The 26,154-nt window shown below is 66.8% G+C and carries 24 protein-coding genes; 17 read left to right on the forward strand and 7 right to left on the reverse strand.

Features of this window, described 5'->3' with window-relative positions:
• The first annotated feature begins 3 nt into the window (after positions 1–3).
• The 14 genes from ACT54R_RS15890 to ACT54R_RS15955 all read left to right on the forward strand — a co-directional run bounded on the left by ACT54R_RS15890 (position 4) and on the right by ACT54R_RS15955 (position 13,164).
• Positions 4–477, forward strand: a complete 474-nt coding sequence (locus ACT54R_RS15890; protein ID WP_168458865.1) for a 3-hydroxyacyl-ACP dehydratase FabZ family protein — start codon at positions 4–6, stop codon at positions 475–477.
• Positions 470–1,663, forward strand: coding sequence for a beta-ketoacyl-ACP synthase (locus ACT54R_RS15895; RefSeq protein ID WP_476327833.1), 1,194 nt, complete (start codon positions 470–472; stop codon positions 1,661–1,663). The genes ACT54R_RS15890 and ACT54R_RS15895 overlap by 8 nt, the downstream gene beginning before the upstream one ends.
• Before the next feature lie 179 nt (positions 1,664–1,842).
• On the forward strand, positions 1,843–3,126 hold the full coding sequence (locus ACT54R_RS15900) for a beta-ketoacyl-ACP synthase (RefSeq protein ID WP_476327835.1): 1,284 nt from the start codon (positions 1,843–1,845) through the stop codon (positions 3,124–3,126).
• 30 nt (positions 3,127–3,156) lie between these two features.
• Positions 3,157–3,909, forward strand: a complete 753-nt coding sequence (locus ACT54R_RS15905) for an SDR family NAD(P)-dependent oxidoreductase (RefSeq protein ID WP_476327837.1) — start codon at positions 3,157–3,159, stop codon at positions 3,907–3,909.
• Between the two features lie 21 nt (positions 3,910–3,930).
• Positions 3,931–4,953 (forward strand): zinc-binding dehydrogenase, encoded by a 1,023-nt coding sequence (locus ACT54R_RS15910; RefSeq protein WP_168458869.1) that lies wholly within the window; start codon positions 3,931–3,933, stop codon positions 4,951–4,953.
• 22 nt (positions 4,954–4,975) lie between these two features.
• The gene (locus ACT54R_RS15915; RefSeq protein WP_476327839.1) at positions 4,976–5,911 is read left to right on the forward strand and encodes a lipid A biosynthesis lauroyl acyltransferase; all 936 of its coding nucleotides are present in this window, start codon (positions 4,976–4,978) and stop codon (positions 5,909–5,911) included.
• 78 nt (positions 5,912–5,989) lie between these two features.
• On the forward strand, positions 5,990–6,472 hold the full coding sequence (gene purE, locus ACT54R_RS15920) for a 5-(carboxyamino)imidazole ribonucleotide mutase (protein ID WP_476327841.1): 483 nt from the start codon (positions 5,990–5,992) through the stop codon (positions 6,470–6,472).
• A gap of 2 nt (positions 6,473–6,474) precedes the next feature.
• The gene (locus ACT54R_RS15925; protein WP_476329201.1) at positions 6,475–7,587 is read left to right on the forward strand and encodes a 5-(carboxyamino)imidazole ribonucleotide synthase; all 1,113 of its coding nucleotides are present in this window, start codon (positions 6,475–6,477) and stop codon (positions 7,585–7,587) included.
• 135 nt (positions 7,588–7,722) lie between these two features.
• Positions 7,723–7,998 carry a hypothetical protein gene (locus ACT54R_RS15930; RefSeq protein ID WP_476327843.1) on the forward strand — a complete coding sequence of 92 codons (276 nt, stop codon included), beginning with the start codon at positions 7,723–7,725 and terminating at the stop codon, positions 7,996–7,998.
• A 232-nt stretch (positions 7,999–8,230) separates the two neighbouring features.
• A complete protein-coding gene (gene rpsU, locus ACT54R_RS15935) occupies positions 8,231–8,461 on the forward strand; it encodes a 30S ribosomal protein S21 (protein ID WP_012113273.1) in 231 nt (76 codons plus the stop codon).
• Positions 8,462–8,822: 361 nt separating this feature from the next.
• Positions 8,823–10,298: a glucose-6-phosphate dehydrogenase gene (gene zwf / locus ACT54R_RS15940; protein WP_476327845.1), complete on the forward strand. Its 1,476-nt coding sequence runs from the start codon at positions 8,823–8,825 to the stop codon at positions 10,296–10,298.
• A gap of 8 nt (positions 10,299–10,306) precedes the next feature.
• Positions 10,307–11,017, forward strand: a complete 711-nt coding sequence (pgl, locus tag ACT54R_RS15945) for a 6-phosphogluconolactonase (RefSeq protein ID WP_476327847.1) — start codon at positions 10,307–10,309, stop codon at positions 11,015–11,017.
• 17 nt (positions 11,018–11,034) lie between these two features.
• Positions 11,035–12,681: a glucose-6-phosphate isomerase gene (gene pgi, locus ACT54R_RS15950; RefSeq protein ID WP_476327849.1), complete on the forward strand. Its 1,647-nt coding sequence runs from the start codon at positions 11,035–11,037 to the stop codon at positions 12,679–12,681.
• Positions 12,682–12,909: 228 nt separating this feature from the next.
• Complete coding sequence (locus ACT54R_RS15955) at positions 12,910–13,164, forward strand: hypothetical protein (protein ID WP_476327851.1); 255 nt, start codon at positions 12,910–12,912, stop codon at positions 13,162–13,164.
• Positions 13,165–13,239: 75 nt separating this feature from the next.
• On the opposite strand, the gene oxlT (ACT54R_RS15960) is transcribed toward ACT54R_RS15955, so the two are convergent.
• The 4 genes from oxlT (ACT54R_RS15960) to ACT54R_RS15975 form a co-directional block, all read right to left on the reverse strand.
• Positions 13,240–14,547 carry an oxalate/formate MFS antiporter gene (gene oxlT, locus ACT54R_RS15960; protein WP_476327853.1) on the reverse strand — a complete coding sequence of 436 codons (1,308 nt, stop codon included), beginning with the start codon at positions 14,545–14,547 and terminating at the stop codon, positions 13,240–13,242.
• A 653-nt stretch (positions 14,548–15,200) separates the two neighbouring features.
• Positions 15,201–16,499, reverse strand: coding sequence for an oxalate/formate MFS antiporter (gene oxlT, locus ACT54R_RS15965; RefSeq protein ID WP_476327855.1), 1,299 nt, complete (start codon positions 16,497–16,499; stop codon positions 15,201–15,203).
• Positions 16,500–16,611: 112 nt separating this feature from the next.
• Positions 16,612–17,841 carry a formyl-CoA transferase gene (gene frc, locus ACT54R_RS15970; RefSeq protein ID WP_476327857.1) on the reverse strand — a complete coding sequence of 410 codons (1,230 nt, stop codon included), beginning with the start codon at positions 17,839–17,841 and terminating at the stop codon, positions 16,612–16,614.
• A 247-nt stretch (positions 17,842–18,088) separates the two neighbouring features.
• Positions 18,089–18,559: a CBS domain-containing protein gene (locus ACT54R_RS15975; RefSeq protein ID WP_476327859.1), complete on the reverse strand. Its 471-nt coding sequence runs from the start codon at positions 18,557–18,559 to the stop codon at positions 18,089–18,091.
• A gap of 296 nt (positions 18,560–18,855) precedes the next feature.
• Here ACT54R_RS15975 and ACT54R_RS15980 point away from each other — a divergent pair, with 296 nt between their 5' ends.
• Positions 18,856–19,545: a GntR family transcriptional regulator gene (locus ACT54R_RS15980; protein ID WP_168458880.1), complete on the forward strand. Its 690-nt coding sequence runs from the start codon at positions 18,856–18,858 to the stop codon at positions 19,543–19,545.
• 79 nt (positions 19,546–19,624) lie between these two features.
• On the opposite strand, the gene carA is transcribed toward ACT54R_RS15980, so the two are convergent.
• Positions 19,625–20,830, reverse strand: coding sequence for a glutamine-hydrolyzing carbamoyl-phosphate synthase small subunit (carA, locus tag ACT54R_RS15985; RefSeq protein WP_476327861.1), 1,206 nt, complete (start codon positions 20,828–20,830; stop codon positions 19,625–19,627).
• Between the two features lie 137 nt (positions 20,831–20,967).
• Between carA and ACT54R_RS15990 the strand changes: the two genes are divergently transcribed.
• Positions 20,968–21,426 carry a GatB/YqeY domain-containing protein gene (locus tag ACT54R_RS15990; protein ID WP_168459242.1) on the forward strand — a complete coding sequence of 153 codons (459 nt, stop codon included), beginning with the start codon at positions 20,968–20,970 and terminating at the stop codon, positions 21,424–21,426.
• A gap of 114 nt (positions 21,427–21,540) precedes the next feature.
• On the opposite strand, the gene ACT54R_RS15995 is transcribed toward ACT54R_RS15990, so the two are convergent.
• Both ACT54R_RS15995 and ACT54R_RS16000 read right to left on the reverse strand, forming a co-directional pair.
• Positions 21,541–22,956 carry an alanine/glycine:cation symporter family protein gene (locus ACT54R_RS15995; RefSeq protein WP_476327864.1) on the reverse strand — a complete coding sequence of 472 codons (1,416 nt, stop codon included), beginning with the start codon at positions 22,954–22,956 and terminating at the stop codon, positions 21,541–21,543.
• A 534-nt stretch (positions 22,957–23,490) separates the two neighbouring features.
• Positions 23,491–23,781, reverse strand: a complete 291-nt coding sequence (locus ACT54R_RS16000; protein WP_476327866.1) for a GIY-YIG nuclease family protein — start codon at positions 23,779–23,781, stop codon at positions 23,491–23,493.
• 397 nt (positions 23,782–24,178) lie between these two features.
• Here ACT54R_RS16000 and dnaG point away from each other — a divergent pair, with 397 nt between their 5' ends.
• Positions 24,179–26,122 carry a DNA primase gene (gene dnaG / locus ACT54R_RS16005; protein WP_476327868.1) on the forward strand — a complete coding sequence of 648 codons (1,944 nt, stop codon included), beginning with the start codon at positions 24,179–24,181 and terminating at the stop codon, positions 26,120–26,122.
• Positions 26,123–26,154 lie beyond the last annotated feature (32 nt).

A 26,154-nucleotide genomic window follows, 5' to 3' on the forward strand; every position in this document is an offset into this window, starting at 1 on the left:
TAGATGCGTCCTGAAGTCTTCAAGATGATCGATCGGGTCGTCGCCATCGACCCGTCGCTGGAAAAGATCCACTGCCAGGGCATGGTGCCCGAGGAAAGCTCCATCTTCGAGGGGCACTTTCCCGGCTATCCCATCATGCCCGGCGTGCTGCTCATCGAGGCCATGGCCCAGACCACCGGCTGGCTGGTCCTGGCCCGCAACCGCTTCGACCGGATGCCCTTCCTCGCGACCGTAAAGGAAGCGAAACTGCGCACCTTCGTGCTGCCCGGGCAGAATCTCGATCTCTACTCGGAAATCCTGCACGAGGGCTCCGGCTTCGTCGTCGCCAAGACGAACGCCACTCTGGAGGGCAAGCCCATCTGCAGCGCCGAACTCACCTTCCGCGTGCTGCCCTGGCCCGAGGGCAAGATGAAGCCGGTGGTGATGAAGGTGGCCGAGTACGTCTCCTTCCCCCTTTCGGAATTTGCCGATGCCTGACGTGACTGAAGGCCGGAGCCGGAACCAGCGCGACGTCTGGATTACCGGCATCGGCCTCGTCTCCTCCCTTGGGGAGGGGCTCGATGCCCACTGGCAGGCGCTCACCGCCGGCACCGGTCCGGTGACGGACAGCACCACCTTCGCCCCCTACGTGGTTCATCCGCTGGTGAAGGTGAATTTCGACAGCCAGATCCCCAAGAAGGGCGACCAGCGGCAGATGGAGCCCTGGCAGCGCATAGGCACCTATGCGGCCGGCCTTGCGCTCGACGCCGCGGGCATCGCTAAGAATGCCGAGATCCTGTCGAACACCGACATGGTGGTCGCGGCGGGTGGTGGCGAGCGCGATTTCCAGGTGGATGCGGCGATCCTGAACGATCTTTCCGCCTCCAATGATGCCGGCCGGCTCCTGAACGAGCGCCTGCTGTCGGACCTGCGGCCGACCCTTTCGCTGGCCCAGCTCTCGAATCTGCTCGCCGGCAACATCTCCATCGTCCACGGCGTCACCGGCTCTTCCCGGACCTTCATGGGGGAGGAAAGCTCAGGCGTTGATGCTGCGCGCATCGCCTATGCGCGCATCGCGGCGGGTCAGAGCGAGATCGGCCTCGTGGGCGGCGCCTACAATGCCGAGCGCGAGGACACGCTGCTCCTCAACGATCTCGACGCCTTCTGCATGAAGGGCGAATTCAGCCCGGCCTTCACCGCTCCCGGCATCGCCTCCGGCTCCATGGGCGCCTTCCTGGTGCTCGAATCGCCGGAGCATGCCAAGGCGCGTGGCGCAACGCCCATCGCCAAGCTGTCGGGCGTCTGGTCGGAGCGCGCCAAGCGCGCCGTGGCGGGGGCCGTGACCGCCAAAGTGAAGGCGCTTCTGGACAAGGCCGGCACCGCGCCGGGCACCGCCGTCATCTCCGGCGTCACCGGCGCCCGCGAGGCGACCGAGGCCGAGGCCGAGGCGCTGGCCGCGAGCGGCCTGCCCGTGCGCGCTGTCGCGAACCGCATCGGCCACGGCTTCGAAGCCCAGTTCATCGCCGCCCTCGCCCTCGCGGCACTGGCGGTGTCCAAGGGCACCCTGTTCCCGCCGCTCGCCAGCGACCCGCTTGAAAAGGCGGCGGACGGCATCTCCCGCGCGATCGTGACCCAGGTGGGCCACTGGCGGGGCGAAGGCGCCGGCCTGGTGGAGAAGGCCTGACGGGCCTCCTCCCGCTCCCGCCAACGGAGACGAGGACAGGCGAGACGAGGCCGATTGTCCTTCGCGCCGGCTTCGGCGTATTTTCCGGCGCGAGTGCCGGGCCCTCCTACAGCGCGGGTCCCGGCGCGCCCTTCGAGCAGCGCCGGGGCGGGCGCGCTTCAACGACAGGAGCCGCGATCATGACGCAGGCGCATCTCGACAAGTTCGGCCGCCCCATCGTGGTGGTGACGGGTATCGGCGTCGTCACCTCCCTCGGCCAAGGCAAGGACGACAACTGGCGCCGCCTCACCGCGGGTGAATCCGGCATCCACACCATCACGCGCTTCCCCATCGAGGGCATGCGCACCACCATCGCCGGTACGGTGGACTTCCTGTTCGATGGCCGCGTGGCTGCGCCCAACCTCTCCGAGAAGCTGGCGACCCTCGCCGCCGAGGAAGCCATCGCCGAGTCCGGCATCGGCACCCCGGGCGAGTTCCCCGGCCCCCTGTTCGCTGCTGTTCCGCCGGTGGAGCTGGAGTGGCCTGAGCGCCAGCAGATAGCCGATGCGGTGGGCCACTACCCCATCGTCTATCACGACCTGCTCGGCGCCGCCGCGTCCGGCAAGTTCCGTCCGTGGCACGAGCGCTTCCTGTTCGGCTCGGTGGCGGATCGCCTCGCCGACAAGTTCGGCACGCAGGGCCAGCCCATTTCCCTGTCTACCGCCTGCGCCTCCGGCGCGACCGCCATCCAGCTCGGCGTCGAGGCGATCCGCCGCGGTGAGACCGAGGTGGCCCTGTCGCTCGGCACGGACGGTTCGGTGCATCCGGAAGCCCTCATCCGCTTCTCGCTGCTCTCCGCCCTCACCACCGCCAACGACAAGCCGGAGGAGGCCGCCCGCCCCTTCGCCAAGAACCGCGACGGCTTCGTCATGGCCGAAGGCGCCGCTGCGCTGGTGCTGGAAAGCTACGCCCACGCGGTCGCGCGCGGCGCGAAGATCCTCGGCGTGCTGGAAGGCTGCGGCGAGATGGCGGACAACTTCCACCGCACCCGTTCCAGCCCGGACGGCCGTCCCATCGTCGGCTGCATGAAGAATGCGCTGGCCGATGCCGGGGTGACGCCGGATGACGTGGACTACATCAACGCCCACGGCACCTCGACGCCCGAGAACGACCGCATGGAATATGTGGGCCTCAAGGGCGTGTTCAGCGAGGAGAAGCTGGCGGCGACGCCCATCTCCTCCAACAAGTCCATGATCGGCCACACGCTGACGGCGGCCGGCGCCATCGAGGCGGCCGTGTCGCTGCTCACCATCCTGAATGGCCGTATCCCGCCGACCATCAACTACAACATCCCCGATCCTGCCATTCCGCTGGACGTGGTGCCGAACGTCGCCCGCGACGCGCAGGTGAAGCGGGTGATTTCCAACTCGTTCGGCTTCGGCGGTCAGAACGTCTGCCTCGTGCTCGCGGCGGAGCCGGCGTGAGCGGGCTCACACCGGGACAGGCCTGATCCGATGACCGCTCCCATCCTCGTCACCGGCGGCGGCCGCGGGTTGGGCGCCGCCATCGTGCGGCGTCTGGCCGAAGCCGGCCACCCCGTCGTCTTCACCTATCGCTCGGCGGTCGCCGAGGCGGAAGCGCTGATCGCCGACATCCGCGCGCCAAAGCCGGACGCGGTCGTTTCCGCCCGACCCCTCGACCTTGCCGACCGCGCAGCGGTGGAGGCGTTCGCCGAGGAGCTGGAGGCCGGGGAAACCTTCTTCGGCTTCTGCCACAACGCGGGCGCCTCCTACGACACGCTCGCCGCCATGATCGACCAGGACAAGGCCGAGGAGGTGATGCAGGTGAACCACTTTGCCTTCGTCCGCCTGACCCGCGCGCTGGTGCGGCCGATGACCCGCGCACGGGCGGGGCGCATCGTCGCCATCGGCTCGGTGGCGGCGCTTCAGGCGAACCAGGGCAATGCTGCCTACGCCGCCTCCAAGGCAGCCCTGCTCGCCCACGTGCGCGGCCTCGCCATCGAGACGGCGCGGCGTGGCGTGACGGTGAATTATGTCGCCCCCGGCTTCATCGATACCGCCATGCTGGAGAAGTTCGCGGACTATCGGGCGAAGATGGAGGCGCAGATCCCCGCCGGCCGCTTCGCGACCCCCGACGACGTGGCGCAGGTGGTGGCCTTTCTCTTCTCCCCCGGCGCGGGCTATATGACCGGCGCCATTCTGCCGGTGGATGGCGGGCTCTCCGCCTCGCTCGCCGCCCACCGCTGACATCCATTCAAGAGAACAACAATGCGTGGCCTCCAGCTCGTCTCCGACCGCAAGCTCGAACTCGTCGAACTCCCCGAGGCGGAAGCCCCGGGCGCCGGAGAGGTGCAGATCCGCGTAAAGGCGCTGGCGCTCAACCACATCGACGTATGGGGCTGGCGCGGCATGGCCTTCGCCAAGCGCAAGATGCCCCTCGTGGTGGGCGCCGAGGCCGCCGGCGAGATCGTGGCGCTGGGCGCCGACGTGCGGGGCCTCAAGGTGGGGCAGACGGTCGCCATGTATGGCGCCATGACCTGCGGCCACTGCGCCAACTGCCTGAAGGGCCGCGACAACCTCTGCCAGAACGTGGGCGGCGTGCTCGGCTTCCACATCGACGGCTTCGCCCGCGACGTGCTGAACATGCCCGAGCGGCTGGTGATCCCCGCCCCCGAGGGCGTCTCCTTCGAGGAAGCGGCCTGCGCCGGCATCACCTTCTCTACCGTTGAGCACATGCTGTTCGACAATGCGAAGCTGGAAAAGGGCGAAACCGTGCTCGTCCATGCGGGCGGCTCGGGCATCGGCTCCGCCGCCATCCGCCTCGCCAAGGATGTGGGCGCCACCGTCATCACCACCGTGGGCGATGACGAAAAGATGGAAAAGGCGAAGGCGTTGGGCGCCGACCACGTCATCAATTATCGCAAGGACCGCTTCGAGCACGAGGTCCGCAAGATCACCAAGAAGGTGGGCGTGGACGTGGTGTTCGAGCATGTGGGCGCGGACACCTGGAACGCCTCGCTGCTTTCCATGAAGCCCGGCGCGCGCCTCGTCACCTGCGGCTCCACCTCGGGCGTCTCGGTCCAGATGAATCTGATGCAGCTGTTCCAACGCCAGTACAAGATCTTCGGCTCGTTCGGCGCCACCATCCGCAACGTGGCGGACGGCCTTGAGAAGATGGGCCGGGGCGTCATGCCGGTGATCGACACCGTGGTGCCCCTCGAAAACTTCAACGAGGGCCTGGAGCGGCTGGAAAGCCGCAAGGTGTTCGGCAAGATCGTGGTGAAGTTCTGAGGCGGGGGCGGCGCACGCGACCGTGGCCCGGCTCCCCCTCCCCGTCCGCAAGGCCATCCACCGGCTGAAGCTGGCGCTCGCGCCCGCCGTCGAGGTGCTAGTCGCGGGCTATGTGCGCTTTTCCGTCTGGTGGCTGCGCCTGTGGCCGCTGTGGCTCTCGGCGGGCGGTATGGCTTTCTGGGCCAAGTTGCTCGGGCCGTTCTTCGCGGTCAGCAAGGTGGCGCGACGCAATCTCGCCGCGGCGTACCCCGAGAAGAGCCAAGCGGAGATCAACGCCCTCGTCCGCGGCATCTGGGCCAACATGGGGCGCCTCGCCGCCGAGTTCGCCCAGCAGGATCGCCTGTGGGACTATGATCCCGCGCATCCGGACGCGGGCCGGATCGAGGTAAAGGGCGCGGAAATCTTTCAGCGCCTGCGTGACGACGGCCGCCCGGCGCTGTTCTTCACCGCTCACACCGGAAACTGGGAATTGTGCGCCATCGCCGGCGCCGCCTTCGACGTGCCCGGCGGCGTGCTCTATCGCGCGCCCAACAACAAGCGCGCCGCCGAGCTGATCGAGGAGATGCGCTCCGGTACCATGCCGGGCCTCATCCGCGCCGGTCGGGATGCGGGGCGCCAGATGGCGCGCATGCTGGCGGAGGGGCAGCATCTCGGCATGCTGGTGGACCAGTATTGGACCGGCGGCCCGGAGGTGATGTTCTTCGGCCGCCCCTGCGCTACCAACCCGACGCTCACCCGCCTTGCCCGCCAGTTCGATTGCCCGGTGCATGGCATGCGCGTCATCCGCCTGCCCGGGGCCCGCTTCCGGGTGGAGATAACCGAGGAAATCGCCCTCCCCCGAGATGCCGAGGGCAAGATCGATGTGGTTGGCGGCATGCAGGCCGTCACCTCGGTCATCGAGGGCTGGGTGCGCGAACATCCCGAACAATGGCTCTGGCTGCACCGCCGCTGGCGGTGAGGATTTCTTCCTCCCCCTTGCCGCGCCCCCGCCATTCCTATAAAGCCCGCGCTTTCCGTTTTCGCGAAGGTTCGAGGGATGAGCACGGCCGACGTTGCCGTCATCATGGGCAGCCAGTCCGATTGGGAGACCATGCGTCATGCGGCCGAGACGCTGGAGGCGCTCGGGATCACGCACGACTGCCGCATCGTCTCCGCCCACCGCACGCCCGACCGCATGTATGCCTTTGCCAAGAACGCGAAGGCGGACGGCTTCAAGGTCATCATCGCCGGTGCCGGCGGCGCGGCGCATCTGCCGGGCATGGTGGCGGCGCTGACGCCCCTGCCCGTGTTCGGGGTGCCGGTGCAGTCCAAGGCGCTCTCCGGCCTCGATAGTCTCTATTCCATCGTGCAGATGCCCGCCGGAATCCCGGTCGGTACGCTGGCCATTGGCGTCGCGGGGGCCACCAATGCGGCGCTGCTCGCCGCGGCCGTCCTCGCCATCTCCGATACCGCCCTCGCCGAACGGCTCGACGCCTGGCGCGCCGCGCGCACCGGAGCGGTGGCGGAACGGCCCGTGTGACCATGCTTCGTCCCGGCAGCGTCATTGGCATTCTCGGCGGCGGCCAGCTCGGTCGCATGATCGCACTCGCCGCGGCAGAACTCGGCCTGAAGGCGCATGTGCTGTGTCCGGACAAGGACAGTCCCGCCTTTCATGTGAGCGCCGCGCATGTCTGCGCCGCCTATGACGATTTCGACGCGCTGGAGACGTTTGCCGCGGGCGTCGACGTGGTGACCTACGAGTTCGAGAACGTGCCGCTGGCCACCGCCGAATTCCTCGCCGCGCGCGTGCCGCTGCGGCCCGGCGCCAAGGCGCTCGCCATCACGCAGGACCGACTTGCCGAGAAGAGCTTCGTGCGCGACCTCGGCATCGAGACCGCGCCCTTCGCGCCGGTGGACAGCCTCGCCGATCTCGAAGCCGCGGTTGCACAGCTTGGCCTTCCCGCCGTGCTGAAGACCCGCCGCTTCGGCTATGACGGCAAGGGGCAGGTGATGATCCGCCCCGGCGAGGATCTCACCGCCGCGTGGCATGCGCTCGGGCGGCAGAGCGCCATCCTCGAAGGCTTCGTCAGCTTCTCCCGCGAGGTCTCCGTGGTGGCGGCGCGGCGCGGCGATGGTGCCTTCTGCGCCTATGACGTGACCGAGAACGTCCATCGCGAGCACATCCTGCACACCTCCACGGTCCCCGCGACCCTCACCGCCGAGGCGGCGCGCAAGGCCCGGGCTATCGCCCGGGACATCGGCGACGCGCTCGATTACGAGGGGGTGTTCGCGGTCGAGCTGTTCGTGGTGTGCCAGGGCTCGAATGAGCGGGTGATCGTCAACGAGATCGCCCCCCGCGTGCACAATAGCGGGCACTGGACCCAGGACGGCGCCGTCACCTCCCAGTTTGAGCAGCACGTGCGGGCCATCGCCGGCTGGCCGCTCGGCGAGGTGTCCCGCGTCGGCCGGGCGCAGATGACCAACCTCATCGGTGCCGACGTGCATGACTGGCACGCCTTGCTCGCAGAGCCCGGCACGCACGTCCACTTGTACGGCAAGGAAGAGGCCCGCGCCGGTCGCAAGATGGGCCATATCGTGCGTGTCCAACGCGATCCCGAAGCCTGCGCCAACCTGCCCGATGGCGACGGCTGCTGAATTGTGAGCCGGCTCTTCCGCTAGGGACTGAGACGAATCGCCCTGATGACGCACCGCCGCGTTTGACGCATGACTCGGGCGTTCGCGGCGGTTTTTTTGTACCGTCGAAGCCATGACCCGAATTTGTGGTGGCAGATGTCTTTGTCCGACGATCGCATCAAGGACCGCTTCTCCGAATGGCTGCGCGACCTTGCACGGCACATGGCCCGGTCCGGCCGCTATTGCAGCTGGCGGGTGATCCAGATCGAGCTGCGCTTCATGCAGGGCATTCGCGAGGCAGCGACCTGCTTCTCCGACGCGGCCATCCGCAGCGAACTCGACGCCCTTTGCCGCGAGGCGCAGAAGCGTGGCGGGCCGATCTTCATTGTGCCGGCCAAGAGCGAATCCAGCCTCCCGGCCACCGGCTGCTGAGACTGGCGGGTCGCACCGCCGACTGCTGCCGGCACGCCGGAAAGTGAGCCGGCGCAAGGCGCCGCCTCCCGTTTCGACCGCAGCAAGGCGTGTGGACAAGCTCCCCCTCTTCTGGTAAGAGAGCGCTTCCTTCGGACAGGTCGAGGACAGGCGTACGCGCCATCTTCTGCGGTCCGGCGTTTCAGATCAGGTAAGGCTCCGGCTCGGCGCAACAGCTCGAAGAGGTAAACACGTGCAAGTTCTCGTCCGCGATAACAATGTCGATCAGGCCCTCAAGGCGCTCAAGAAGAAGATGCAGCGCGAGGGGATCTTCCGCGAGATGAAGCTGCGTGGCCACTACGAGAAGCCGTCCGAGAAGCGCGCCCGCGAGGAGGCCGAGGCCATCCGTCGCGCCCGCAAGCTGGCGCGCAAGCGCGCCCAGCGCGAAGGCCTGATCCCGTCCAAGCCGCGCCCCACCCGCTGAGACGCGAAGGTCGCTGAGGTCCGCAACGCCGGGCATTCGAGCTGACCGTCGAAAGCGCCCCCTCAGTCGGTTTTGAAGCTTTTCCATCCGCGCGACCCCGGTCGCGCGGATTTGCTTTTGTCCGGTCCGCGCTTCGCGTGCACCGCTTTTTTGCGTGCTCCGCCTGGCGCCGCCTCTCGCATGTCGCGCGCCTGTCTCCAAAGCCGTGGGAAGAGAAGATGTTGTTCGATCAGATTGCGGTGCAATCCGGTCGACGCCTGCTCTAGACTGCCGTTGCGCCGGCATGCCGGGCCTTGATCCGGCTGCGGGTCGGACGGCCGGCGCAGGGGGCGGAAGGCCCCCGACAAGGGAGAAAGGCCGAATGGTCGCACGCGTGGTCACTGTCGAGCCCTTCGATATCGTCGTCTTCGGCGCCACCGGCGATCTCGCCCGCCGCAAACTCCTCCCGGCGCTGTTCGAGCGCGACCTCGCCGGCCAGATGCCGGACGATGCGCGCATCATCGGCACCTCCCGCCGCCCCCTGCCCGATGAAGACTTCCGCGCTTTCGGACGCGATGCGCTCGGCGTGGCGGATGGCGTCGAGGACGTGGACCAGGCGGTGCTGGCCCGCTTCCTGAACCGGCTGACCTATGTGGCGGTCGATGCCCTCTCGGACGAGGGCTGGCCCGATCTCGCGGCGACCCTGAAGACGGGAGAAGATCGCGTTCGCGTCTTCTATCTGGCCGTTGGGCCTGACCTCTTCGATCCCATCTGCGCGCGTATCGGCGCGTTCGGTCTCGTCACCGACCTGTCCCGCGTGGTGGTGGAAAAGCCGGTCGGCAAGGACCTCGCCTCGGCCCAGAAGGTGAATGCCGCGGTCGGTCGCGTCTTCCGCGAGGAGGCGGTGTTCCGCATCGACCACTATCTCGGCAAGGAGACGGTGCAGAACCTGATGGCGCTGAGATTCGCCAACGCCTTGTTCGAGCCCGTGTGGAACAACGCGCACATCGACCATGTGCAGATCACCGTGGCCGAGAGCATCGGCACCGCCGGCCGCGCCGGCTATTACGACACGGCCGGCGCGCTGCGCGACATGGTGCAGAACCATATCCTTCAGCTCCTCTGCCTCGTCGCCATGGAGCCGCCAGTCTCGCTCGATGCGGACGCGGTGCGCGACGAGAAGCTGAAGGTGCTCAAGGCGCTGGAGCCCATCAACGAGAGCAATTTCGCGCAGATGACGGTGCGCGGCCAGTATCGTGCCGGAGCCTCGGCCGGCGGGGCAGTGCCCGGCTATCTGGAGGAACTCGGCTCCGGCGAGAGCAGCACCGAGACCTTCGTCGCCATCAAGGCGGAGATCGGCAACTGGCGCTGGTCCGGCGTGCCGTTCTATCTGCGCACGGGCAAGCGCCTCGCCTCGCGCGTCTCCGAGATCGTGGTGGCGTTCCGGCCTATTCCCCATTCGGTGTTCGACGATCACGCGGGCCCTATCATGGCGAACCGCCTCGTGATCCGACTGCAGCCGGACGAGGGCGTGAAGCTGTGGCTGATGATCAAGGACCCCGGCCCCGGCGGCATGCGTCTGCAGCATGTGCCGCTCGACATGAGCTTCGCCTCCGTGTTCGGGGTGCGGAACCCGGATGCCTACGAGCGGCTTATCATGGACGTGGTGCGTGGCAACCAAACCCTGTTCATGCGTCGCGACGAGGTGGAAGCCGCCTGGCGCTGGGTGGATCCCATCCTCGACGCCTGGCGGGCCTCGCGTGACCAGCCCAAGCCCTACACGGCCGGGACATGGGGGCCTTCCGCCGCCATCGCCCTGATCGAACGGGACGGGCGCACCTGGACCGATGACGCCTGAGGCTGCCCGTGACCCCGCCGACAACACCCATCGCCCTCAACGCCTATGACGATTCGGCCGGCCTCGCCCGGGCGCTGGCCGCCCATGTGGCCGAGGCCCTCCGCCGCCGCATCGCCCAGAACGGCACAGCGAGCCTCGCCGTGTCGGGCGGGCGCACTCCGGTCTCCTTTTTCGAGATCCTGTCCGGCGCGCCGATCGACTGGTCCCGCGTGGCGGTGACGCTGGTGGATGAGCGTTGGGTGCCGGAGACGTCGGACCGCTCCAACGCCGCCCTTGTCAGGCGTCACCTGCTCAAGGGACCGGCTGCCGCCGCCCGCTTCCTTCCGCTGTATACCGGTGCGCCGACACCGGAGGAGGGATTAGCGGAGGTTGCCGGGCGCGTCGCTGCCCTCCCCTCCCCCTTCGCCGCCGTAGTGCTGGGAATGGGAGACGACGGGCATACCGCCTCCTTCTTCCCCGGCGCCGAGACGCTTGCCGCAGCCATCGATCCGACGACGCCGGAAGCCCTCATGGCCGTGCACGCTGACGCGGCAGGAGAGCCGCGCATCACCTTCACCCTGCCCCGGCTGGTTTCGGCCGACACGCTCGTGCTCCACATCGAGGGCATGACCAAGCGCGCCGTGCTGGAGCGCGCCTGTGCCGGCGGCCCTGTCGATGAGTTGCCCGTCCGCTCCGTCCTCCGGGCGCGTGCGCCCCTCGACGTGATGTGGTGCCCCTGAGAAAAGAGGTCCGAGCCATGACTGATGACCAGCCGCGCGCGACCGACGCTGCCTTCGCCGCCCTCGATGCAGCCTGGAAAGGCCGGACCGGACGCATCGCCGAGCTGTTCTCGGCCTCTGACCGCTTCGAGCGATTCTCCACCAGCTACGGCGACCTGCTGCTCGATTTCTCCAAGACCGCGATGACCGAGGAGACTTTGGCGCGGCTGCTGGATCTCGCCCGGGCCGCGGGCGTGGAACAGCTGCGGGACGCCATGTTTGCTGGCGACCACATCAATCTCACCGAGGACCGAGCGGTGCTGCACACGGCGCTCCGCAACCGCTCGGACGAGAGCATCCCGGTCGACGGCATCGACGTGAAGACCGGGGTAGACGAGACCCTGCGCAATCTCGCCAGCTTCGCCTATGCGGTGCGCGAGGGGCGGATCGCCGGAGCGCGGGGCAATGCCTTCACCGACGTGGTGAACATCGGCATCGGGGGATCGGACCTCGGCCCGGCCATGGTGACCGGCGCACTCGCGCCCTATCACGACGGGCCACGCTGCCACTTCGTCTCCAACGTGGACGGCGCTCACATCGCTGACACCATCAAGGGGCTCAATCCCGCGACGACGCTGTTCATCGTCGCCTCCAAGACCTTCACCACCGTCGAGACCATGTGCAACGCGGGCACCGCCCGCGCCTTCATCGCGGATGCGCTGGGCGAAGCGGCGGTCGGCGACCATTTCGCCGCCGTCTCCACTGCGCTTGACCGGGTGGAAGCCTTCGGCATTTCGCGCGAGCGGACTTTCGGCTTCTGGGACTGGGTGGGTGGTCGCTATTCGGTTTGGTCCGCCATCGGCCTTCCGGTGATGATCGCCATCGGCCCGGACCGGTTCAGTGAGTTCCTCGCCGGCGCCGCGGCCATGGACGAGCATTTCCGCTCGGCGCCGCTGGACCAGAACATGCCGGTGCTGCTGGGCCTCGTCGGGATCTGGCACCGCAACGTCTGCGGCTTTCCCAGCCGCGCCATCATTCCCTACGACCAGCGGCTCGCGCGCCTGCCGGCCTATCTCCAGCAGCTCGACATGGAGAGCAACGGCAAGAGCGTCACGCGCGACGGCCGGCCGGCGGCCCGTGGGACGGGACCCCTCGTCTGGGGCGAGCCGGGCACCAATGCCCAGCACGCTTTTTTCCAGCTGCTGCACCAAGGCACCGATACCGTGCCGGTTGAGTTCCTGATTGCGGCTCAGGGGCACGAGGCGAATCTGACGAATCACCAGAAACTCCTGGTGGCCAATTGCCTCGCCCAGGCGGAGGCGCTGATGCGCGGCCGCACGCTGGAGGAGGCCGCGGCTCAGCTGGTGGAGAAGGGTTTCGATGCCGACAAGGTGGCGGCCATTGCGCCCCATCGCGTTTTTCCCGGAGACCGCCCGTCCGTCACCATCGCCTATGCCGAGCTGGACCCGTTCTCGCTCGGCCGCATCATCGCGCTCTATGAGCACCGCGTGTTCGTCGAGGCGGCGGTATGGGGAATCAACGCCTTCGACCAATGGGGCGTGGAACTGGGCAAGGAACTGGCGACCCAGTTCCTTCCGGCGGTCCAGGGCGGGCCGCTTCCCGCGGGTGCATCGGGCTCGACGGCGGGACTGCTCGCCCATCTCGGCGCGCTCCGACAGGGCTGAAACGCCTGTTCTTCTCCTAATCGCCCTGCGCGCTTGTGCGCGCTTGCCGACGGAAGCGGGCAATGCTGCTATGCAGCATTGCGGGTCTGCCTCTGCGTATTTTGTATACCACGAGTTTGGGCAAGCGCGGTACAAGGTGAGCGTACCGGGACGCGGAGGCGTCGGGCGAATTGGATCGAGCCCGACGAAACGCGCCGCATCCCTTCGGCATCATGCCGGGAGAGAGTTATGAACGCGCTTGAGCTTACGGCTTTCGGCCTTTTCGGGATCGTCCTCACCTTCGCCGCCAACGGCCTCACGGCCCAGAAGCCGTACATGACGGTTGCCGGCGGCCCTGGCATTCCGATCGAGGATGTCCTGCTGCAGACGCCCGAGCCTCGCTTTGCCCGCGTTGCCCCCTCCGCGGACTCCAAGGGCACCGCCTCGAACCTCGTCATGGTCCATGCGGGTCCCTTCACACCTTCGGCCCCGCGCGGCAACTGACCAAAAAGAAGGGAGCGGCAAGCCGCTCCCTCAGTTGGGCCCGGGGTAGGTGGGCCGAAAGTTTGAGGCAGAGCCTCAGCCGGTGACCTTGGCGCTCGCCGGCTGGGCAGCAGCCTCGGCGGCAGCGCCGGCGACGAAGCGGCTGCGCATCGGCTTCAGGACGAAGATGGCCATGAGGGCGGCGATCGCATTGACCGCAGCGGTAATCATGAACACCAGGTCCCAGTTGCCGAGGCTCGCCACAGCCACCGAGGCCATCGGCACCACCAGCGAGGCCGTGCCCTTGGCGGTGTAGAGAAGGCCGGCATTGGTGGTGGCGAACTTGCCGCCGAAGGTGTCGCCGCAAGTGGCGGGGAAAAGCGAGTAGATCTCACCCCAGGCGAAGAACACGAGGCCGGTGAGGATCACGAACAGCACCGGGTTGGAGCCGAAGTGCGCCAGGGCTAGCACGCCGACCGCCTCAAGGGCGAAGGCGATGAACATGGTGTTCTCACGGCCGATGTTGTCCGACACCCAGCCGAAGAAGGGACGGGTCAGGCCGTTCAGCACGCGGTCGATGGACAGCGCGAAGGTCAGCGCCGGCATCGTCAGGCCGAGGATGGAGACCGGCACGTCGGCGATCTTGAAGTCCTTGGCGATGGAGCCGAGCTGCGCGGTCGCCATGAGGCCACCAGCCGCCACCAGCACGAACATCAGGTACATCACCCAGAACACGGGGGCCTTTACCATTTCGCCGGGGCCGTAATTGCGACGGCTCTGGGTGGCCGAAGCCTTGACCGGGGGAAGCTGGCCTTCCTTCGGGGCCTGGAGCAGCAGCGAGAGCACCATCACCACGATGCCCTGGAGCAGGCCGAAGAAGAGAAAGGTGTGCTCATAGCCCTGCGACTTGATCATGGCCGCGATGGGCACGATCGTGAGGGCGGAGCCGGCGCCGAAGCCCGCAGCGGTGATGCCCGCGGCCAGACCGCGGCGATCGGGGAACCACTTCAGCGCGGAGCCGACGCAGGTACCATAGACCGCGCCCGCGCCGGTGCCACCGAGGGCTGCCGAGACATAGAGCATGGCGAGGCTGTCGGCCCGCGAATTGAGGAACCAGGACAGGGCGCACAGGATACCGCCGATGAACACGACGATCCGCGGGCCGAACTTGTCCACGAACCAGCCCTCAACGGGGACCAGCCAGGTTTCGAACAGCACGAAGATGGTGAAAGCGACCTGGATGGAGGCACGGCCCCACTGGTGCTTCTCGTTCATGGGCTCGACGAACAGCGTCCACCCATACTGAAGATTGGCGATCATCGACATGCAGATGACGCCGATGAGCAGTTGCAGCCAACGCCCTCCAATCGGGCCGCCGACAGGCGCTGCGGAGTTCTGAGCCATTTCCTTCCCTTTCTCACTGGGGATCATCGAGTGCGATGAACGGCCCGTGACGGTCGCCATTCTTGTTCGGGTCATTCATCGACCCGTTCGCGAACCACGACGGAAGATGCGGAAGGAATCTGGTATACAGAATGCCGTTACGGCTATGTAACTGTTACTTTCCCATGAAAACCAGACGTTAAAGGGCTATTTTGACAGGCCGGCACCAGAACCCGCCCACGAAAAGGGCGGGCCTACCAAGTTCCACATTGCGATCTCAGCAATCCAATGCAGAAGAGGGCTACGTATTCATCTTCTCATCTACTCGAGACATATGAACATGAGCCGAATCATTTTCCTTTTCTACATTGATGCGATGGCCCAGCCAAGCCCCGCCATTTAAGCAAGGCGATCCATTGGGCGGGGCCAGATTCGCCATCACCGGCACCAATTCGCCCTGCCATCTGCGGCTCAAACGAAAAAAACCCCGGCCGAAGCCGGGGCTTGAGGGACCGCCAGATGGCGGTGGAGGGACCCGTTGGCGCGCGCGCAGGTCGCGCGGATCGAGGTGTGACGTTCTTGGACGGGGCCTCGCCCCATTCTCGAACACCAGCGCCGTCCAAGCGGCGCGCGACATGTCGATCCGGGCGGCTTTTACCGCCCGGATCGGGGACTCAGGCCGTCGCCTGGCGCGTGGCCGTTGCCGCCGCAGCCGCCGCCTCGGCATTGAGCCGGTGATGGCGGGCGAGCATGGGCCGCAGGACGAACAGGGCGGCGAAGGCGGCGGTCAGATCCATGGCGGCGACCGTGTAGAGCACCGTGCTCCAGCTGCCGGTCGCTTCCATCAGCAGGTTGGCCAGCGGCACCAGCAGGGCGGCGAAGCCCTTCGCGGTGTAGAGCATGCCGTAGATCTTGCCGATGTGCTTGGAACCGAAGGTATCCGCCGCCGTGGCCGAGAACAGGGAGTAGACTTCACCCCAGGCCAGGAAGACGACGCCCGACAGGATCACGAACGCCCAGGGGTTTGTCCCGAACGTGCCCAGCGCCACGATGCCGATACCTTCCATGGCGAAGGCGAAGAACATGGTCTTCTCACGGCCGATATGGTCGGAGATCCAGCCGAAGAAGGGACGCGAGAAGCCGTTCAGGATGCGGTCCAGCATCAGGGCGAACGGCAGCGCGGCCATGGTGAAGAAGTACAGGTTCACGTCGATGTGCTTGACGCCAAGGTCTTCGGCGATCACGCCCAGCTGCGCCACCGCCATCAGGCCGCCCGAGACGGTGAGGACGAACATGGTCAGCATCACGTAGAACACCGGGGTGCGCAGGGCCTCACCGAGAGTGTAGTCCCGCCGGGACTGGGCCACCGTCGAGGAGAACGTCACCTCGCTCTTGCCCGGCGCCCGAAGGAAGCCGGCGGCGAGCATGATGACGGCGCCCTGCACGAGGCCGAAGGTGAAGAAGGTTTCCTGGTAGCCGCTCGACTTGATCATCGCGGCGATGGGCAGAATGGTCAGCACCGTGCCCGAGCCATAGCCGGCGGCGGTAAGGCCGACCGCGAGACCGCGGCGATCCGGAAACCACTTCAGCGCGGCATTCACGCAGGTGGCGTAGACGCAGCCGACGCCGATGCCGCCGATGGCCGCCGCCACGTAGAGGGCTGTGAGCGAACCGGCATAGGAGTTCATCACCCAGCTGAGGCCGGTGAAGAAGCCGCCGACCAGCACCATCACGCGCGGGCCGTACTTGTCGATGAAGTAGCCCTCGATGGGCGTGAGCCAGGTCTGCACCACGACGAACACGGTGAAAGCCACCTGGACGGATGCGCGGGTCCAACCGTGCGCCGAAACGATCTCGGGGACAAACAGCGTCCACGAATACTGGATGTTTGCTGCGGCCACCATGCAAACGACGCCGGCGACCAACTGGAGCCAGCGATTTGTCGCTGGCGCCTTCACTGCCATTTCGCTCATTTTTCCTACCCCTTAGACCATTTTTATATTTTTGATCTGATTGACCGCCCCACCCTCTTATTGTCCCTCGTGGCGCGGCGTTTCGTTTTTCGGACGGTTCGTTCCCTCCCCGTCAGACAGCACCGGCGGCACGCATGCCGGCGATCTCTTCGGCCGAGAAGCCCACGCTGGCGAGAACTTCCTCGGTATGCTCGCCGAGGAGCGGCGCACGCTCCACCGGCACGTGATTGGCGGACAGGCTGATGGGCGAGCCGACCGTCACATAGGTTCCACGCTCGGGGTGCGGCACCTCCACGAGGAAGCCGCGATCGTAGAGCGCGCGGTCCTCCATGATGTCCTTGGTGGAGAGCACCGGGCCGCAGGGCACATCGATGGCGTTGAGCGCCTCCATCACCTCGAACTTGGTGCGGCGTGCGGTCCAGCGCTCGATGATCTCAAAGCACTGATCCAGCCGTTGGGCGCGGGCCTCGTGGGAGGCGAATTTGGGGTCGTCGATCAGGTCCTTGCGGCCCACGAGGCGCATCAGCGGCGCCCAACCCTGGGGCTGGATGATGACGTAGCAATAATCGTTCTCGCCGCCGGGAGCGCATCGCAGCGCCGCGCCGGGCTGGCCGCCGCCGGAGCAGTTCCCGGCCCGCGGCACGCATTCGCCGGACGGGGCGCCGGGATATTCACCGAGCGCGCCCGCGTCGAGGCGCTGCTGGTCGCGCAGCTTCACCCGGAGCAGGTTGACCACGCAGTCCTGCATGGCCACGTCCACCTTCTGGCCCTCGCCCGTCACGGTGCGCTGGAACAGAGCGGCGAGGATGCCGGCGACGCAATGGATGCCGGTGCCGGTGTCGCCGATCTGGGCGCTGGAGGCCGTCGGCGGTCCGGAACGCCAGCCGGTCGTGCTCATGGCCCCGCCCATCGCCTGGGCAATGGTCTCGTAGGCCTTGGCGTCGACGCCCGAGGCTTCGGCGAAGCCACGGATGGAGGCATAGATCAGCCGCGGGTTGCGGACGCGCACCTGCTCATAGCCGAAGCCCTGGCGGTCGAGCACGCCAGGGCCAAAGTTCTCGACCAGCACATCGCAGGCTTCCACGAGGCGGTTCAGTACCTCCTGGCCGGCGGGGGTCTTGATGTTGAGAGTGACGCTCTTCTTGTTGGCGTTGAGCATGGTGAAATAGAGACTGTCCACGTTGGACTTGTCCCTGAGCTGCGACCGGGTGATATCCCCACGCCGCGGCATTTCCACCTTGATGACATCCGCGCCCAGCCACGCAAGAAGCTGCGTCGCCGAGGGGCCGGACTGAACGTGCGTCATGTCCAGGACGCGCACGCCGTCAAGCGCCTTGCCCATGCACCCACTCCCGGAAATTCCTGCCCTGTTTCGGTGCCGGTCTGCGCCGGCTTGGACGTGCCCCCAGAGATACGATCGGAGGGAACATTCCCTGGCATTTCAAGTTTTGAATTACGTATGCCAGATACAGAACTGTAACACTGCGTTCGCCCGTTCGCAAACGGGTTTTGAGTCATTCTTAGACCAAAGTCGGAAAAAACGTCGGGGCCGCAGCGGGATACAGGCGGCCCCGATGGCTGCCAGCACCTCAGCGCAGGGCGGCGAGGCCGGCTTCGATACCGCCCGAAACGGCCTCAAGTGCCGGCTGGGCCTCGGATTCCTTAAGGTAATGCCGCATGAGGTCGGTCGCGCTGATGACGCCGACCAGGGCGTAGCTCTCGATCACCGGCAGATGGCGCACCTGATGCTCCACCATCAGCCGGAGCACCGTCTCTATGGTGTCTTCAAGGGTGCAGGAGATGACCTCTCGCTTGAGCAGCGAGGCCAGCACCACCCTCGGCGTGTTGGCGCCATGCTCCAGAACCGCGCGGGTCACGTCCCGCTCGGAGAAGACGCCCACCACCGTGTTGCCCTCGGTGCGGCAGACGTCCTTGATGATGACGGAAGAAATGTTCTCCCGCTTCATCACGAGCACGGCGTCGGCCACCGTCTCGTGCATGCGCAGAGTGATGATGCGGGTGTCACGTTTTTCCCGCAGGATATCGTCCACGGTAATCATTCGCGTGTCCTCCCCTGGCGAATGCTCGCCCAATGCCACGGCGAAGTGCCGTCGGCAGGGTGGGGCATTGTTCGCCCATCTCCCCCGATCATCGTGGTATTCAAAATACATCCTGTCAACGCAAGAAGCGTCCCGCATCTGCGCAGAAGATGCTGCGTTGCCAAAAGACTAGGGAGAGGCTGCGGCATCGCTTGCCAGCGCGCTCTTCCTCGCATGTGATATGATGTATTTGGTGCGCAAGACGGGAATCACTTCAGGCCCGCCGGAACGCCGCAAGCCTAAGGCGAAGGGGTGCGATGACGTACCAGGATATCAACGTGAAGCCGATCGAGACGGAATCGAGCTTCCGGATGAAGGCCTACAAGGCGCTGAAGGCGGCCATCATGGAGATGGACATCTACAGCCACCCCGAGGAAATCCGCCTCGAAGAGCGCCAGCTTTCGGAGAAGCTCGGGGTGTCGCGCACCCCCATCCGCGAGGCAATGACCCTTCTTGAGCAGGAGGGCTTCGTGCGCTCCGTGCCGCGCCGGGGCATCTTCGTGGTGCGCAAGACCAAGCAGGAAATCATCGAGATGATTACCGTCTGGGCGGCTCTGGAGAGCATGGCGGCGCGGCTCGCCTGCGAGCGCGCCACCGAGGCGGAGATCCGCCAGTTGCGCGAGAACGTCCGCGCCTTCGCAAACCGGAACCCCGAGGAGTTCGTCTCCGAATATTCGGAAGCCAACCTCGCCTTCCACAAGCTCATCATCCGCATGTCCGGCTGCGCCCTGATCGCGGAGACGACGGAAAACCTGTTTCCCCACATGCGCGGCGTCCGGAAGGTCACCATCGGCCAGGCGCACCGGGCCCAGCGGTCCATCGTCGACCACACCCACATCGTCGAGGCCATCGAAAAGCGCGACCCGGACCTCGCCGAGCGTCTTGTCCGCGAACACACCCTCGGCCTCGCCAAGCACGTGGCGGAGCATGGCGAGTTCCTGAACTAGCCTTCTCCTTGCACGAACCGACAAAAGAAAAGGGCCGGCACCCGCGTGCCGGCCCTTCCTATTTACGCGCACAGACGGCTCAGGCCGCCTTATGCTTCTCGATCATCGTGACGAAGCGGTCGAACAGGTAGTGGCTGTCCTGGGGGCCGGGGCTCGCCTCGGGGTGGTACTGCACCGAGAACACCGGCTTGTCGGCCAGCGCAATGCCGGCGTTGGAGCCGTCGAACAGGGACACGTGGGTCTCCACCGCGTTCGTCGGCAGGCTGTCCCGATCCACGGCAAAGCCATGGTTCATGGAGGTGATCTCCACCTTGCCGGTGGTGAGGTCCTTCACCGGGTGGTTCGCGCCGTGATGGCCCTGGTGCATCTTCACCGTGCGGCCGCCGACGGCGAGGCCGATCATCTGGTGGCCGAGGCAGATGCCGAAGGTGGGCACGCCCTTCTCAATCACCTTCTGGATGACCGGCACCGCATATTCCCCCGTGGCCGCGGGATCGCCGGGGCCGTTGGACAGGAACACGCCGTCCGGCTGGAGCGCGAGGATGTCCTCGGCCGAGGTGGTGGCGGGCACCACGGTGACCTTGCAGCCGGCGCGGGCGAGCAGGCGCAGGATGTTGCGCTTCACGCCGTAGTCGATGGCGACCACATGATGACGCGGGGCCTCCTGCCGACCGTAGCCGGTCTCGGCGTCCCAGGTTGTCTCGTCCCAGCCGAACCGCTGCGCGGAGGTCACGCCGGGCACGAGGTCCATGCCGACGAGGCCGGGCCAGGCGCGGGCTTCCGCCTTCAGCGCCTCGATGTCGAACACGCCATCGGGGGCATGGGCGATGACCGCATTGGGCATGCCCGCCTCACGGATGAGGGCGGTGAGCGCGCGGGTGTCGATGCCGGTGATTCCCGGGATGCCGCGGGCCTTCAGCCAGTCGTCGAAATGACGCGTTGCGCGATAGTTGGACGGGTCCGTCACCGCGGTGCGCAGCACCACCCCGCGCACGCCGGAGGCCGAGGCCATGGACACCGTCTCGATGTCCTCCTCGTTGGTGCCGACGTTGCCGATGTGCGGGAAGGTGAAGGTGATGATCTGCCCGGCGTAGGATGGATCCGTGAGGATTTCCTCATAGCCGGTGATGGCGGTGTTGAAGCACACTTCGCCGGCGAGGTGGCCGGTGGCGCCGATGCCGAAGCCTTCGAGCACCGTTCCGTCGGCGAGCACGAGAAGGGCTGTGGGCCGGGGCTCGGCCCAGCCCTCGGTGGCGTTGGGGGCGTGGTCTTGTTCGCTGGTCATGGATCGCCTAGATAGAGGCTCGCGCGCCGCGTTTCCAGCGCCTCTCGCAGGAATTTGTGCGCCCTCAGCGCCGCCGGCCGGATGGCCGCGCGAACCTGCTGCCGGAACTGGCGCCACCCAACACAGGACGGACGATCGTGCTTCGCGACGACATCAACGCGGCTCTGAAAGAGGCGCTAAAGGCCCAGGATAAAAAGAGAACCGGGACGCTCCGCCTCATCAATGCGGCGCTCAAGGACCGGGATATCGAACAGCGGGGACATGGCAAGGACCCGCTCAATGACGACGAATTGCGCGCCTTGCTCGCCAAGATGGTGAAGCAGCGAGAAGAGAGCGCCAAGATCTATGACGAGGGCGGCCGCCCGGAGCTTGCCGCGCAGGAGCGCGAGGAAATTACCTACATCCAGGCCTTTCTGCCCAAACAGCTTTCCGAGGCCGACACGCGCGCCGCCATCGCCGCGGTGATCGCCGAGATCGATGCCAAGGGCATCAAGGATATGGGCCGCACCATGGCCGTCCTGAAGGAGCGCCACGCCGGCGCGCTGGATTTCGGCAAGGCGTCCGGCTGGGTCAAGGAAGCGCTGACAGCGGCCTGACCGGGCCGGTTCACACCGGGTTTCCGGGTGAGGTTCAGGGGCGGAATCGGTGACGTTCGGCAGATGCCGGTCCCGACTCCGCCCCTTTTTCGTCTGGCCGGCCCGGCACGCCCCTCATTTCCGGCTCCAGATCTGCCGGTCGACGCCGGGGGGCAGATCGGCCATCTCGTCGGCGACGAACACCGGCTCCTTCCCCGACTTCCGCTGCGTAAGATAGTCCTTCGTCAGCCGCACCACCGTGCCCGAGAGCAGGACGATGGCGACGAGGTTGATGGAGGCCATCAGACCCATGGAGGCGTCCGCCGCGTTGAACACGGTGGCGACGCTCTGCAGTGATCCCCACACCACCATGGCCAGCAACGCAAGGCGCAGGATGATGACGCCTGAGACATGGCCATGGCCGAGGAAGACCAGCGCATTCTCGGCATAGGAATAATTGCCGATGATGGAGGTGAAGGCGAAGAAGAAGATGGCGATGGCGATGAAGTAGCGCCCGAGATCGCCCACATGGACCTGCAGCGCGGCCTGGGTGAGCTGGGTTCCGGTGAGCTGGGCCGAGGGCTCCACCTCCGACAGGAGAATGAGCAGCGCGGTGGCGGTGCAGATGACGATGGTGTCGATGAACACGCCCAGCGACTGCACGAAGCCCTGGCTCACCGGATGGTGAGGGTCGGGGGTCGCCACGGCGGCAATGTTGGGGGCGCTGCCCATGCCCGCCTCGTTGGAGAAGAGGCCGCGCTTCACCCCGTTCATCATGGCCGCCGCCACCGAGCCGGCGACGCCCCCCGCCGCCGCGCCGACGCCGAAGGCGCTGCCGACGATATGGGCGAGCACGCTCGGCACCAGAGTGATGTGGGTGGCGAGCGCATAGACGGCGAGGGCCACATAGGCGAGGGCCATGAAGGGCACCACCAGCTCGGCGGTGCGGGCGATGGCGGCAATGCCGCCGAAGATGATGACGCCGGAGAGCACGGCGATCACCAGCCCGGTGCCGAGCTTCGGCACGCCGAAGGCGCCCTGCACCGCATCGGCGATGGAATTGGCCTGCACCGCATTGAACACCAGCCCGAACGACAGGATGAGGCAGACCGAGAACAGTCCGCCCGCCCAGGAGGCCTTGAGGCCATGGGCGATGTAGAAGGCCGGGCCGCCGCGATAGCGGCCCTCGTCGTCCTTCACCTTGTAGAGCTGGGCGAGCGTGCTCTCGGCGAAGGCGGTGGCCATGCCCAGCGCCGCCACCACCCACATCCAGAAGATGGCCCCCGGCCCGCCGAGGGTCAGCGCCACGGCGACGCCGGCGATGTTGCCGGTGCCGACGCGCGAGGCGAGCGAGGTACACAGGGCCTGGAACGGGGTGATGCCCGACTTGTCGGTGTCGTTGGAGCGCAGCACCGAGCGCAGCATCTCGGGGAAATGGACGATCTGCACGAAGCCCAGCCGCAGCGTGAAATACACGCCCACCGCCAGCAACCCGTAGATCAGGATGTAGCCCCAGAAGATGGTGTTGAGGAAATCGATCACCGCATCCATGTCAGCCAGCCCCCCGCTGAATGGCCAAGCTTATCAGCGTGACCTTGGCGGTCCATCCCTTCCGGCACCCCTCGCGCCACTTTCCGGACACATTTCGGCGACGGCGGAAGGGTGTGGATAAGGGGGATTGCGGGGGCGGACGCGTCCTCGCGCCCCGGACGCATGCAGCGACAGCGGAATGCGAGCCGGGGCCCAGCGCAACGCACCGCCGAAGGCGCTTCCGAAACCTAGCGCTCTGGGGCTTTGACCCGCTGCGCGGGCACTTTTGCGCTGGACCCCGGATCAGCGCTCCGGCTTTCGCCGTCGCTTGTCCGGGGAACGAGGCTTGCTCTGCACCGCCGCTTGCCCGGGTAACAGCTCTCGCGCCCCGGACGCATGCAGCGAAGCGGAATGCGAGCCGGGGCCCAGCGCAACAATCCGCCGGAGGCGCTTCCGAACCCCACCGCTCTCGGGCTTTGTCCCGCTGCGGGGGAGGTCTTGCGCCGGACCCCGGATCGGCGCTCCGGCTGCGCCGTCTCTTGTCCGGGGAACGGGTCAGGACAGCCAGTCTTCGGCAAGGTCACGCCACTCGCGATTGGTGCGTTCGATGAGCGCCAGCTTCCAATCCCGGTGCCATCTCTTCAACCGTCGCTCGTGAGCGCGGGCGGCCTCCAGTTCGTCGAACAGATCCACATGCACGAGGAGGTAGACGGCATATTTGCGGGTGAAGCCCGGGAGAGCGCCGGAGCGGTGCTCGAACATCCGTCGGGTCAGGTCGTTCGTGACGCCCACATAAAGCGTCCCATTGCGGGCACTCGCGAGGATGTAGACGGCGAAGCTTGGCATTTGCCCGAAGGTAACAGGATTTGGTCCGCTGCGCGGGACTCGTGCGCTGGGCCCCGGATCGGCGCTCCGGCGTTCGCCCTCGCTTGTCCGGGGAGCAAGTCTCGCGCCCCGGACGCATGCAGCGCAGCGGAATGCGAGCCGGGGCCCAGCGCAAGAGTTCGCCGCAGGCGCTTCAATGCCCCACCGCACCAAAGTTTTGCCCCGCTGCGCGGCACTTTTGCGCTGGACCCCGGATCAGCGCTCCGGCATTCGCCGTCGCTTGTCCGGGGAGCGAAGGCGGCTTTAGCTAAGCCATTGTTGGAGCCCCCTCCCCCCTCCCCCCATTCCCGGCTATACTGAAGGGCTGATCTTCCGGCGCCTGCCCGCGCCCCTAACAGACTGCCGGCCCCAATCGCCCATGCGCTTTTCGCCCGCCTTTCTTGACGAGATCCGCGCCCGGCTGCCGGTGTCGGAGGTGGTCGGCCGTCGGGTGAAGCTGAAGAAGCAGGGGCGCGAGTTTGCCGGGCTGTCGCCCTTCAATGCGGAGAAGTCGCCGTCCTTCTTCGTCAACGACCAGAAGGGCTTCTACCACTGCTTCTCCTCCGGCAAGCACGGCGACGTGTTCGATTTCCTGATGGAGACCGAGGGGGCTTCCTTCGGCGAGGCGGTGGAGCGGCTTGCCGCCATGGCCGGGCTGTCGCTGCCGCAGGAGACGCCGGAGGCTGCCGCCAAGGAGCAGCGGCGGCGCACGCTCCATGAGGTGATGACGCTGGCGGCCAGGCATTTCGAGGCCAATCTGCAATCGCGCCTCGGCGCCAAGGCGCGCGGCTATCTGGCGGACCGGGAGATCGGCCCCGCCACGCAGAAGAAATTCGGCCTCGGCTATGCGGCGGGCGAGCGCTTCAACCTGAAGGAGGCGCTTGGCAAGGAGGGCGTCTCCGTCGCCGACATGGTGGAGGCGGGCCTGCTGATCGCCGGGGAGGACATTCCCGTCCCCTACGACCGCTTCCGCGACCGGGTGATGTTTCCCATCACCGATCTCAAGGGCCGGGTGGTGGCCTTCGGCGGACGGGCGCTGGAGAAGGACGTTCCGGCGAAATACCTCAATTCCCCGGAGACCCCGCTCTTTCACAAGGGCTCCCTGCTTTATAATGGGTTTGCCGCCCGCGCCGCCGCCCAGTCCGGCGCCCGCGTCATCGCCGTGGAAGGCTATGTGGACGTGATCGCCATGGTGGAGGCGGGCTTTGGCGGTGCTGTGGCACCGCTCGGCACCGCCTTGACCGAGGACCAGCTGCAATTGCTCTGGCGCATGTCGGAGGAGCCGCTGCTGCTGTTCGACGGCGACAAGGCCGGCCGGCGGGCCGCCCACCGCGCCATCGACCTCGCGCTGCCGCATCTGAAGGCCGGGCGCAGCCTCTCCTTCGCCACCCTGCCCGACGGGCAGGACCCCGACGACCTGATTCGCCGCTCCGGCCGCGAGGCCATGGAGCAGGTGCTGGCGCAGGCGCGGCCTCTCGCTACGGAACTCTGGGCGCGCGAGAGCGAAAATGCCTCCCTCGAAACGCCCGAGCGTCGCGCGGGGCTGGAGGGCCGGCTGAACGAGGTGGTGAACGCCATCGGCGACGAGACGGTGCGCAAGCACTACCGAGCTGATTTGATGGGGCGGTTCAACGCCCTTGTCGCCCCCGCCGAGCGCGCGCGGGGCACCGGCCGCGGCGGCGGCAGCCGGGAAGGCTGGTCGCCGGGTTTCACCCCCGGACGGGGGCGCGGCGGCAAGTTTCCCGGGAAGCCCTCCGCCCCGCCATTGGCCCCGCGTGGACAGGAGATTGCAAGGAGCGCATTGGTGCGCGGGCCCATGGCCGCCCTGCCCCGCAACGAGGCGCTGCTGCTGTTCTGCCTCATCAACCACCCCTTCCTTCTGGACGAAGCGGGCGAGGAGGTTTCGAGCCTGCCCTTCGCCAATCCGGAGGCCGACCGGCTGCGCCGCGCCCTCATCGAGGCGCATCTGGAAGGGCTGGATGCGGACGCCCTCGCCGAGCATCTCGGCCGCTCCGATCTCGACGCCCTGACCCGCCGGGTAAAGGCCCTCGCCAACCCCCGGCACGACTGGCCAGCTTATTCAGATACCGCAGAAGCCGATGTCCGGCTCTGGTGGCATCAGCGCACGGCCTTGCATCGCAAGGCTCACGCGCTATCTAGAGAGTTGAAGGAAGCCGAGCGCACGCTGGGGGAGGACCCGAGCGAAGCCAATTTCGCCTGGCTCAGGGATGTCCGCGAGCGCCTGTCGGCGATCGACGGAACCGAGGCGCTGGTGGAAGGGTTCGGTGCATCTTCGGGCCGCTCGGCGGTCCGGTCGCTGTAGGAATTTGAAGCCGAAGCGGCACAATTTGGCCA

Source organism: Xanthobacter sp. DMC47, assembly GCF_056313845.1.

Excerpts from the sequence above, each read along its gene's own strand:
- ACT54R_RS15890 (WP_168458865.1), top strand. The coding sequence starts at position 4 with ATGCGTCCTGAAGTCTTCAAGATGATCGATCGGGTCGTCGCCATCGAC.
- ACT54R_RS15895 (WP_476327833.1), top strand. The coding sequence starts at position 470 with ATGCCTGACGTGACTGAAGGCCGGAGCCGGAACCAGCGCGACGTCTGG.
- ACT54R_RS15900 (WP_476327835.1), top strand. The coding sequence starts at position 1,843 with ATGACGCAGGCGCATCTCGACAAGTTCGGCCGCCCCATCGTGGTGGTG.
- ACT54R_RS15905 (WP_476327837.1), top strand. The coding sequence starts at position 3,157 with ATGACCGCTCCCATCCTCGTCACCGGCGGCGGCCGCGGGTTGGGCGCC.
- ACT54R_RS15910 (WP_168458869.1), top strand. The coding sequence starts at position 3,931 with ATGCGTGGCCTCCAGCTCGTCTCCGACCGCAAGCTCGAACTCGTCGAA.
- purE (WP_476327841.1), top strand. The coding sequence starts at position 5,990 with ATGAGCACGGCCGACGTTGCCGTCATCATGGGCAGCCAGTCCGATTGG.
- ACT54R_RS15925 (WP_476329201.1), top strand. The coding sequence starts at position 6,475 with ATGCTTCGTCCCGGCAGCGTCATTGGCATTCTCGGCGGCGGCCAGCTC.
- ACT54R_RS15930 (WP_476327843.1), top strand. The coding sequence starts at position 7,723 with ATGTCTTTGTCCGACGATCGCATCAAGGACCGCTTCTCCGAATGGCTG.
- zwf (WP_476327845.1), top strand. The coding sequence starts at position 8,823 with ATGGTCGCACGCGTGGTCACTGTCGAGCCCTTCGATATCGTCGTCTTC.
- pgi (WP_476327849.1), top strand. The coding sequence starts at position 11,035 with ATGACTGATGACCAGCCGCGCGCGACCGACGCTGCCTTCGCCGCCCTC.
- ACT54R_RS15955 (WP_476327851.1), top strand. The coding sequence starts at position 12,910 with ATGAACGCGCTTGAGCTTACGGCTTTCGGCCTTTTCGGGATCGTCCTC.
- oxlT (WP_476327853.1), bottom strand. The coding sequence starts at position 14,547 with ATGGCTCAGAACTCCGCAGCGCCTGTCGGCGGCCCGATTGGAGGGCGT.
- oxlT (WP_476327855.1), bottom strand. The coding sequence starts at position 16,499 with ATGAGCGAAATGGCAGTGAAGGCGCCAGCGACAAATCGCTGGCTCCAG.
- frc (WP_476327857.1), bottom strand. The coding sequence starts at position 17,841 with ATGGGCAAGGCGCTTGACGGCGTGCGCGTCCTGGACATGACGCACGTT.
- ACT54R_RS15975 (WP_476327859.1), bottom strand. The coding sequence starts at position 18,559 with ATGATTACCGTGGACGATATCCTGCGGGAAAAACGTGACACCCGCATC.
- ACT54R_RS15980 (WP_168458880.1), top strand. The coding sequence starts at position 18,856 with ATGACGTACCAGGATATCAACGTGAAGCCGATCGAGACGGAATCGAGC.
- carA (WP_476327861.1), bottom strand. The coding sequence starts at position 20,830 with ATGACCAGCGAACAAGACCACGCCCCCAACGCCACCGAGGGCTGGGCC.
- ACT54R_RS15995 (WP_476327864.1), bottom strand. The coding sequence starts at position 22,956 with ATGGATGCGGTGATCGATTTCCTCAACACCATCTTCTGGGGCTACATC.
- ACT54R_RS16000 (WP_476327866.1), bottom strand. The coding sequence starts at position 23,781 with ATGCCAAGCTTCGCCGTCTACATCCTCGCGAGTGCCCGCAATGGGACG.
- dnaG (WP_476327868.1), top strand. The coding sequence starts at position 24,179 with ATGCGCTTTTCGCCCGCCTTTCTTGACGAGATCCGCGCCCGGCTGCCG.